This is a genomic window from Arthrobacter sp. HLT1-20, assembly GCF_054510895.1.
Genome location: NZ_JBTNDR010000063.1, coordinates 1 through 9,020, shown reverse-complemented (window position 1 = coordinate 9,020; position 9,020 = coordinate 1). Strand labels below are relative to the sequence as shown.

At 64.8% G+C, this 9,020-nt stretch carries 10 protein-coding genes; 5 read left to right on the top strand and 5 right to left on the bottom strand.

Annotation, left to right across the window (positions count from 1 at the left end):
• Positions 1 to 118 precede the first annotated feature (118 nt).
• Genes ACX80Q_RS18475 through ACX80Q_RS18465 form a run of 3 tightly spaced genes read right to left on the bottom strand, consistent with a single transcriptional unit; the run spans position 119 to position 2,149 of the window.
• Positions 119 to 835: an SRPBCC family protein gene (locus ACX80Q_RS18475; protein ID WP_459332005.1), complete on the bottom strand. Its 717-nt coding sequence runs from the start codon at positions 833 to 835 to the stop codon at positions 119 to 121.
• Positions 836 to 882: 47 nt separating this feature from the next.
• Positions 883 to 1,422 carry an NUDIX hydrolase family protein gene (locus ACX80Q_RS18470; protein WP_459332004.1) on the bottom strand — a complete coding sequence of 180 codons (540 nt, stop codon included), beginning with the start codon at positions 1,420 to 1,422 and terminating at the stop codon, positions 883 to 885.
• A gap of 55 nt (positions 1,423 to 1,477) precedes the next feature.
• Positions 1,478 to 2,149 (bottom strand): VOC family protein, encoded by a 672-nt coding sequence (locus ACX80Q_RS18465; protein WP_459332003.1) that lies wholly within the window; start codon positions 2,147 to 2,149, stop codon positions 1,478 to 1,480.
• Positions 2,150 to 2,223: 74 nt separating this feature from the next.
• Between ACX80Q_RS18465 and ACX80Q_RS18460 the strand changes: the two genes are divergently transcribed.
• Positions 2,224 to 2,823, top strand: a complete 600-nt coding sequence (locus ACX80Q_RS18460; protein ID WP_459332002.1) for a YdeI/OmpD-associated family protein — start codon at positions 2,224 to 2,226, stop codon at positions 2,821 to 2,823.
• A gap of 25 nt (positions 2,824 to 2,848) precedes the next feature.
• Here ACX80Q_RS18460 and ACX80Q_RS18455 read toward each other — a convergent pair whose 3' ends face one another.
• Positions 2,849 to 3,337, bottom strand: a complete 489-nt coding sequence (locus ACX80Q_RS18455; RefSeq protein WP_459332001.1) for an Lrp/AsnC family transcriptional regulator — start codon at positions 3,335 to 3,337, stop codon at positions 2,849 to 2,851.
• Positions 3,338 to 3,450: 113 nt separating this feature from the next.
• Between ACX80Q_RS18455 and ACX80Q_RS18450 the strand changes: the two genes are divergently transcribed.
• Both ACX80Q_RS18450 and ACX80Q_RS18445 read left to right on the top strand, forming a co-directional pair.
• A complete protein-coding gene (locus ACX80Q_RS18450) occupies positions 3,451 to 4,677 on the top strand; it encodes a trans-sulfuration enzyme family protein (protein ID WP_459332000.1) in 1,227 nt (408 codons plus the stop codon).
• Between the two features lie 74 nt (positions 4,678 to 4,751).
• Complete coding sequence (locus ACX80Q_RS18445) at positions 4,752 to 5,498, top strand: phosphatase PAP2 family protein (protein ID WP_459331999.1); 747 nt, start codon at positions 4,752 to 4,754, stop codon at positions 5,496 to 5,498.
• On the opposite strand, the gene ACX80Q_RS18440 is transcribed toward ACX80Q_RS18445, so the two are convergent.
• Positions 5,392 to 6,465 carry a glycoside hydrolase family 76 protein gene (locus ACX80Q_RS18440; protein ID WP_459331998.1) on the bottom strand — a complete coding sequence of 358 codons (1,074 nt, stop codon included), beginning with the start codon at positions 6,463 to 6,465 and terminating at the stop codon, positions 5,392 to 5,394. The two genes, ACX80Q_RS18445 and ACX80Q_RS18440, sit on opposite strands and share 107 nt — an antisense overlap.
• 136 nt (positions 6,466 to 6,601) lie before the next feature.
• On the opposite strand from ACX80Q_RS18440, the gene ACX80Q_RS18435 reads away from it, so the two are divergent.
• Both ACX80Q_RS18435 and ACX80Q_RS18430 read left to right on the top strand, forming a co-directional pair.
• On the top strand, positions 6,602 to 7,381 hold the full coding sequence (locus tag ACX80Q_RS18435) for an SDR family NAD(P)-dependent oxidoreductase (protein ID WP_459331997.1): 780 nt from the start codon (positions 6,602 to 6,604) through the stop codon (positions 7,379 to 7,381).
• Entirely contained in the window at positions 7,378 to 8,577 is a 1,200-nt protein-coding gene (locus tag ACX80Q_RS18430) for an acyl-CoA dehydrogenase family protein (protein ID WP_459331996.1), read from the top strand. Before ACX80Q_RS18435 ends, ACX80Q_RS18430 begins: the two co-directional genes overlap by 4 nt.
• Positions 8,578 to 9,020: the final 443 nt, after the last annotated feature.

Sequence of the window (9,020 nt, the reverse complement as noted above, 5' to 3'; positions counted from 1 at the left end):
AGCCAGCACAACCACCACACCCGGACGGCACCCACCCGACGGCCCCCAACAAAGAAAGTTGGGAGCCGCATACCTACGCCCCTTGACAAACCTTCCGACATATCAGCGTCGAAGGGGGTTATTCGTCGGAGAAGTGGTCTTCCATGAAGGCGTCCCACTGGGCCGCGATGGCGTCAAAGCGGTGCGCGCCCAGCCCGTAGCTGGTGGCACAGATTTGGGCGCCGGGGTGTTCGCGCACGCCGGGCAGGGGAGCCTGGGCGGCCATGATCAGCAGGCCGTCGCCGTGTTCGGCGTAGTCGGCCACGGTGAGCCCCACCTGGGTCTCGGTGCGGTACCAAACTTTTCCCGAAAGCGTGGCCCCCGTGTTGAGCGTGATCTCATAGGGCTCACCGGCCTCCGGCAACCAACCGGTGTCCAGCCCCAGGGCGTCCCAGAGATTGGTGTGGGCTGCGCTGGTGCCATCAACGTAGAGGGTGCGCCGGGGTGTTTTGGGATGACGTTCCACGGCGAATTTGAGCTGGTGCAGGAACATGGTCCAGCCCTCGGTCACGTCGGCATCGTATTTTGCCCACTCGCCGGTGGTGACCCCTCGCGTGAGTGTCAGCAAGGTGCCCTCGGGCCGGGGCTCCAGGACGAAGACGTCGCCCATTTCCAGTTCCAGACGCAAATGGTCGGCGCCCTCCTTGACGGAAGAGAAGTAGATTTGAGCAATCTCCTCGTCCAAGCCGTCGATGTCCCAGCCGTGCCACTGCGCAAGCCGAGACGGTTCGCGGAGCATGTGCCAGAGCTGTTCGGCGTCGGCATTGATGAGCAGAGAAATCACGGTGGCAGCCATGGAAGGTAATCTACGCCGGATATGCGCAACCGGCTAGTGTGCGGAAACTACCGGCCCAGGCCGGCGTAGGAGATCGCGTGGCGCAGCAGGGCGCCGCGGCCGCCCACAAATTCCGATTGCACTTCATCGCTGAGCACCTCTTCGGGCGTCATCCAGGTCAGTTCCAGGGCGTCCTGGCGTGGTTCGCATTCGCCCGTGACAGGAATGACGTACACCATGGCCACGGCGTGCTGGCGTTCGTCGGTGAAACCGGTCTGCGAGGGCGACGGCAAATACTCGGCCACCGTGAACGGCAGCGGACTGACAGGCAGTTGCGGGAAAGCCAGCGGCCCCAAGTCCTTTTCAATGTGGCGAATCAGCGCCGCCCGGATGGTCTCGCGGTACAGCACACGCCCGGAGACCAGCGTGCGGACCATGGAGCCTTCCTCGTCAGCCTGCAGCAGCAAACCAATCTCGTTGACGTAGCCCAGCGGGTCAAGGCGCACCGGCACCACCTCCACATAGACCATGGGAAGCCGGTTGCGGGCCTCGTACAGGTCTTCGTTGGACAGCCAGCCGGGATAAGGATCAGGTGTACGGACGCTCATACCTAAGTTCTACCCCATCCGCGGCCCACTCGCCGCCTCCGTTCCGCTAAGCGCATCAAAATTCCAGCGAATCCACAATCCGCAGGGTTCCCCCATGCGGGTTTTGGACTTCCATAACATCCCCGTTCATGACGGCCGGCACCCCCGCCGCGGTGAGTTGGGCCGCCAAGGCGGTGAGGTCGCCGTCGTACCTAAACCCAAGGTCGACGCCGGAGACCTCGCCCAGGCGGGCGGCCGTGAGACCTCCGTTCTTGGCCCGGAAGAGGGCAGGCGCGTCGGGCCGCCCGGCCACCGGTTTGGTGCCGATGTCCGCCAGGACCTTGGTGGCAGCAGCCACCTCCGGGGTGCTCCACAGCTGCACAACCGTCAGGGGGCCGGCGGCCGGCGTGGCGGCTGGGGCGTCAACCACGGGATCGGCCAGGAACGTGAAACCGTCGGGGGCTGTGACGCGGGCGGTGGGGCCGTGGCGGGAATCGACCAGCTCGGCGTGGGTCCCGTCGGCCAGGGTGCGGCGGACGAAGATGGGTGCGTCACGGATTTCAAAGCCGAGGGTGGCAGTGCCGTCCTGCCCGCCCGGAAGGACCCCGTGCAGGCCCACTTTTCCTTGGCCGGAATCGAAGACCTGCCAATCCCCGGCGTCGTGGACGCGCCACATGCCCAAGGCAATCAACAGCTTCGAATACTCAGCGAGGTGGGAGGTGAATAGGACTGGACGGACGCGCAGCATGGTGTCTCTCCTGAAGGTGTGGTTGCTTCCAATTATCAACCTTGAGGCGCCCGGTGTGGCGATATTGTTGAGGCATGATTGAACTTCCCGAACTGCTCCTTGCCGACGCCACCGCCTGGCGGAGATGGCTGGTCGAAAATCACGCCACAAGCCCCGGCGTGCGCCTGGTGCTGCACAAAAAGGGTGGTTCCGTGACGGAATTGAGCTACGCCGCAGCCCTCGAGGAGGCGCTGTGTTTTGGCTGGATTGACGGGGTTGCCGGCGCCCGGGACAGCGAAAGCCAGCTGCGGCGGTTCACCCGGCGGACCAAGACCAGCAAGTGGTCCAAGATCAACACGGGCCATTTTGACCGGCTGGTTGCGGAGGGCAAGATGGAGGCTGCCGGAGTGGCTGCAGCCGAAGCCGCCAAGGCCGATGGCCGCTGGGAGGCTGCGTACTCCGGTCAGGCCAGTGCCGAGGTTCCCGCCGATTTGGCGGCCGCCATCGCGGCCAATCCGCAGGCGCAGGCCATGTTTGACGTGCTCACGGCCGCCAACAGGTTTGCGTTGATCTACCGCACCACCAGCGTCAAAACGCCGGCCGTCAGGGCCGCAAACGTTGAGCGCTTTGTGCAGATGCTCGCCAGCGGCGAGGCGCCATACCCGCAAAAGCGCAAGCCTGCCGGCCTCGCCTGAGCCGGCCTCGCACATGTGGCGCCGGTTACTGCGCGAGCACGCCAACGCCGTCGCGCGCCTCGAAAATCAGTTGTGTCTCGGTTTGGCGCACCACGCGGTGGACGGTGATGTGCTGGAGCACTAGGTCTCGCAGTGCCTCCGGATTCTCCACCGCCACGTGCAGGTGGAAGTCGTCTTCGCCGGCAACATGGAACGCGGCCATGACCCCTGGAACCTGCGTCAGCTGGCTGTACAAGGTGTTAACGTGCTCGGCGTTGTGGCTACCCAGCCGCACTTTGACAATGGCTTGCAGCGGGAATCCCAGGGCGGCCAGGCTCAGCTTGACCCGGCTTCCCACAATGACCCCGGCGTCCTTCAACATCCGCAGCCGGTACGCGCACGTGGACTCCGCAAGGCCCAGCCGTGACGCAATGGCCTTGTTGGTGAGGCCGCTGTCCGCGAGCAAGGCCCGCAGGATGGCCAGATCCATGGGATCCAGTCCGGCAGCACCTCTGGGGGTTTGTGCTTTCTGCAAGGCGCCTCCCGTTAAGCCGGCATCCCTTAGCGGGAATGCTTGATTTGCCCCACTTTATTACTCATTCATTCAAATATCTAGATAAATATTGTTCACACGTTCATTGTTGAGCCATGAATAGCGAATTTTTGAACCCCGACTCGGTGGCCGTGCACGGCGGACGTGAGGACCTGCAGGCTTTGGGTATCCATGCGCTCCCCCTTGACCTGTCCACCACCAACCCGCTTCCCGACATTGACCGGGGCGGGGATTCCTATGAGTCCATGGCGCTGGGCGGACACCCCCTGGCCGACGGCGGCTCCGTCTACGCGCGGCTGTGGAACCCCACGGTTGCCCGGTTCGAGTGCGCCCTGGCTCAATTGGAAAAGGCCCAGGCCGGGGTTGCCTTCGCCTCAGGGATGGCTGCCATGACCGCCGCCATCCTGGCCGGCAAGGCTGGCGCTCAGGGCACGGACAAGCCCCATGTGGTGGCCGTCCGTCCGCTCTACGGTGGCACCGACCACCTTCTGGCGTCAGGCTTATTGGGCGTGGACGTGACCTTCTGTACGGAACACGAGGTTGCCGCCGCCATGCGCAGCAGCACTGTCCTAGTGGTCCTGGAAACGCCAGCCAACCCCACCCTTGATTTGGTCGACATCCGCCACGTGGTGGCCCAGGCGGGCGACGTTGACGTCCTGGTGGACAACACCTTTGCCACGCCCATCCTGCAAAACCCCATCAGCCTGGGTGCCGCCATGTCACTGCACAGCGCCACCAAATACATTGGCGGCCATGGCGATGCCGTGGGCGGCGTCATCGCCTGCAGTGAGAAGACGGCGGAATCGCTGCGACGCGTCCGCGCCATCACAGGTGCCATCTTGCACCCACTGGGTGCATACCTGCTGCACCGCGGCCTGACCACGTTGCCCATTCGGGTCCGCAGCCAACAGGAGAGCGCCCGTGCCATTGCTGGTTGGCTGGCCAACCACCCGGCTGTGGAGAAGGTCTACTTCCCCGGCAGCGACGGCGATCCACGGTCCCTGCTGCAGCACCAGATGCGGGGTCCCGGCGCCATGGTTGCGGTCAGCCTGCGCGGCGGATTCGAGGCGGCCAAGCAATTTACCTCGACCGTGCGCATCTTCACCCACGCGGTGTCTTTGGGCGGCGTGGACTCCCTCATCCAGCACCCCGCCGCACTCACCCACCGGCCAGTGGCCCCCGAGGCCAGGCCTTCAGCCAACCTTGTCCGTCTTTCGATCGGTTTGGAAGGGGTGGAAGACCTCATCGCCGATCTGGACCAGGCGCTCAGCCCTTTGGCGGGCGCAGCGCCGGACCGCCGGGAGGAAGCTGCGGTGCTCTAGCGGACGCCGGCCCGCAGCGTCCCCGCCCAGCGTCCACTCGGGAAACGCTCGGGAACGTGCGCCACAATGATCGGATGCAAGAATCCCTGAGCAACCCCAGCAATCCGCCCTCCCGGCGCCGCCACTACCAGCTGGCTGCCGCTTTGGTCCTTGGCGGCGGGCTGCTCTTTGCGCTGGCCCTGCTGGCTGTCCTGGGCAGGACGGGCATCGCCGCATGGGACCAGCCAGTCCACAGCTGGTTCGTGGCCCAGCGGAGCCCCGGAGCAACCAGCATCTGGGAAATCATCACCACCTTGTCCTCGCCCACGTATATGACAATTCTTGGCATTGTGGTCACGGCGCTCTGGGCAGCTGTCCGCCGGGAGCTGTGGCGCCCGGCCCTCCTGCTGGCCGCTATGGCCTTCACCGCTATGTTTTCCTTCGTGGTCAAGCATTTGGTGGGCAGGCCGCGGCCCCCGGAGGCGGATTTCATGATGGGCCCCGACGGCACATATTCCTTCCCCTCGGGCCACACCTTTGGCTCGGCGGTCTTCATTTTGGTGCTCGCGTACCTGCTGCTTTCGCGCCATAGCACCACCGCGCTCCGGGCGGCTGCAGTGATTGCCGCCGCTGTGTTGATCCCGGCGGTTGCCATCAGCAGGCTCTACCTCGGCTATCACTGGCTCAGCGACGTCATGGCCTCGATGGCGCTGGCCGTGGTGGTGTTGGGGCTGGTCATGGCTGTGGACACGTGGCAGCCGCTGCAAAAATACTCCATCGCTGCACGGCGGCCGAAAGCTGTTCCGGAGCCTGCCCGGCAACTGTCGCAGCCGTCTCCCTGACCATGTTCGACGCCGTTTCCCGGGTCTTTGCCGGCAGCCTCGCCTCACGCGCGGCCAGGGCCAGGTAGCGGCACAGTATTCCGGTGAACAGGCTGCCGTCGCCGCCGCCTGGCTCCAGCCGGATCCCCTCGCCGGGCGTGCGGAGTTCCCGGTTGATGGCGTCAATCAGCGCGGCGGCCTGGTCCAGGTAGTCGGGCTGCTGCAGTTCCACCAGGGCGGCCAGAATGGGGCCCTGGTTGTACGTGTAGATGGTGGTTTCAACGTCGCGGCCCGTGGCGCAGGGGTGAATGCCGTCCACATAGAGCCCCAACGCTGGGTCAAAGAGTTCGCTGCGCAACCAATCAACGATGGCCTGAGCCCGCTCCACCTCGCCCGTGCGGGTGAAGTGGAGCGCGGCCGGGCCGTTGGCCGGTGTGTTCTTGAAATCGCGTTTGCGGGACCAATAGATGCCGCCGCCAAGGACCATGTCATGGGCACCGTGCAGCTGTTTGCGCAGTGAACTGACGGCGAACCGGGCCAGCAGCGACCGGCGGCCTTTGACCTGGAGATGCAGGTCGTTGAGCCGCGCGGCTGCGAGCGCCAGCCACGCCATGTCGTCATAAAAGTAGTTGGGGAAGCGCAGAAAGTTGCGGACCATGATGCCGCGCAGCAGGCTGTGGGCTCGTTCGAGTTCTTGGGCGGCGGCGATTGCCTTGCCCGCGCCGTGGGCCAGGCGGGCCGTATCCACCAGGGCATCCACGTAGTGGGCTTGCCACCAGTAGTTCCAAGGGGACTGCGGGGTTGACCGCGGGTGCCGTGCCGCGCGGCCGTCGCTGGGGGCGTCCACTGCACCTATCCAGGTTCCGCGTAGTCCCATGAGTCGGTGGCCAAACCGGGCATTCACGTCCGCGGCGGCCACTTCGGCGAGCGCAGCCCATTCGGCGGCCGTGGGTCCGCCACTGCTGGGCTCCGAGAGGTTGCCTGTCATGGCACCAAGCGTACTGTTTGGCTGTTCCGAAAAGCCCTGTCACGCGGGGCGCCGCCACAGAATTTCAGTTAGTATTCATTAACGCAATCATTTCTAGGCCCGGCTCACAACGGGCAACCCTCAACGAGGAGGATCCATGGAAATTTCACACAACGGCACGGTTGCACTGATTACCGGTGGCGCGTCTGGCCTGGGCGAGGCAACGGCGAGGCGGTTGCATGCGGCGGGGGCCGGCGTCGTACTGCTTGACCTGCCCGGCTCCAAGGGCACGGAACTGGCGGCCGAACTGGGTGAGCGGGCCGTGTTTGCCCCGGCCGATGTCAGCAATGAGGCCCAGGTCCAGGCTGCCGTGGACGCTGCCGCGGGGCTCGGGACGCTGCGCATGGTGGTCAACTGTGCCGGCATTGCCACGCCCGGCAAAGTACTGGGGCGCGACGGCGTGCTGCCACTGGAGCAGTTCAGCCGGGTCATCCAGATCAACCTGATAGGCACCTTCAACGTGGTGCGGCTGGCTGCCGCGGCCATGGCGCAGGCCGAACCGCTGGCCGGGGAGTTCGGCCCCGAGCGCGGCGTCATTGTGAACACGGCGTCCGTGGCGGCCTTTGACGGGCAGATCGGCCAGCCTGCCTACGCCGCATCCAAGGGTGCGGTGGCGGCCATGACCCTGCCGCTGGCCCGAGAACTAGCCCGGTCGTTGATCCGTGTGGTCACCATTGCGCCGGGCATATTTGAGACTCCCATGCTGGCGGGGCTGCCCCAGACCGCGCAGGATTCCCTCGGCCAACAGGTGCCGCACCCTTCTCGGCTGGGCAAGCCCGCCGAGTACGCCGCGCTGGTGGAGCACATAGCCGCCAACGCCATGCTCAACGGCGAGACCATCCGCTTGGACGGCGCCATCCGGATGGCACCAAAATGACGTTTTCTGAGCTGCCCGGCGCCGACTTTTACGGTTTTGCTGCGTCACTGAGTGCCGACGAACAGGCCAAATTGGCCCAGCTGCGAGATTTCCTGGCCGCCGAGGTGACCCCGCACGCCGTCGGCTGGTGGAACGACGCCGAATTCCCGGCGCACATTCTGCCCAAGATTGCCGCACTGGAGCTGGCTGCCCCGGACCGCCGCCAGTTCAGCCACTTGTTCACCGGCTTGGTGGTGGCGGAAATGACGCGGGCGGACACCTCCTTGGCCACGTTCTTCCTGGTCCACCACGACCTCTTTGTCCAGGCTCTGATCGACTTTGGCACGCCGGAACAACAGGAGCGGATGCTCGCGGACGCCATCGCCCTGCGCAGCACGGGGGCCTTCGCGCTCACGGAGCCGGACCATGGCAGCGACGTGGCGGGCGGGATGGTCACCACTGCCCGCAAGGTGGTGGACAGCGCCGGAACCCACTGGGTGCTCAACGGCGCCAAACGCTGGATTGGCAACGGGACGTTTTGCGACCGCATGCTGCTCTGGGCCAAGGATGCCGATACGGGGCAGGTGCGCGGCTTCTTCCTGGACGCCACGCTGCCCGGGGTGACGCGGACGAAGATAGAAAACAAGATTGCCCTGCGGACCGTGCAAAACGCGCATATCACCCTGGTGGATGTGCGTGTTGCCGAGCATGACAGGCTGACGTCCGTGAATTCCTTTGAGGACATCAACAAGCTGCTGCTGAGCTCGCGCATCTCCGTCGCCTGGCAGGCTGTGGGGCAACAGCTGGCAGCCTTTGACGTGGCCCGTTCCTACGCCGTGGACCGCAAGCAATTCGGGAAACCGCTGGCGGCCTTCCAAATGATCCAGGACCAGTTGGTCAAAATGCTGGGCAACGCCACATCGTCGCTCGCCATGATGGTGCGCATCGCCGCCCTGCAGGACGGCGCCACCTCCATGGGGTCCACGGCCGGACCCACCATGGCGCAGGTGGCGTTGGCGAAGGCGCACACCACCGGCGCCATGCGCGAAAGCGTGTCCATGGGCCGCTCCATCCTGGGCGGCAACGGCATTGTCAGCGACTTTGGCATGGCAAAGATCTTTGCCGACGCCGAGGCCATCTACACCTATGAGGGATCGCACCAGATCAACACGCTCATCGCGGGTAGGGCCATCACAGGGGTTTCGGCGATCGTCTAGCTCTCTTTGCAACTTGCCCGCAGAAATCGACGAAAATTCGCGATTTTGGCGCGATTTTCGGCGATTTCTGCGGGTCAGTTCGTTGGGTCGCCGCGCCTGAGATGGGCGCTGGTGATGGACGGCAGCTGCCCAGTGTTTCTGCGCAACGCTGGAATCTGCGGCGGCGCACAACCCCAGACAGGGCACGCCGACTTTCACCATGCGCTTCGCTAGCTGCCAGCCTGGCGCAGCTTTCTCACCGGCGCAACGCTGGGCAACCGCCTAGCGCATACCCAAAGTGACCACGAGGCATGCGCAACGCTGGCACTTAAGTAGGCGCATAAGCTGCCACCGCGAAAATTGTCAAGCTGTGTTGAGTCACTTGGCTAGTTTTTGTGGTGTTTTTGGTTTGGGCAGGTTGATTCCGACGTGCTTGGCTGGGGCTGGTGTTGTTGGTGGCCGGC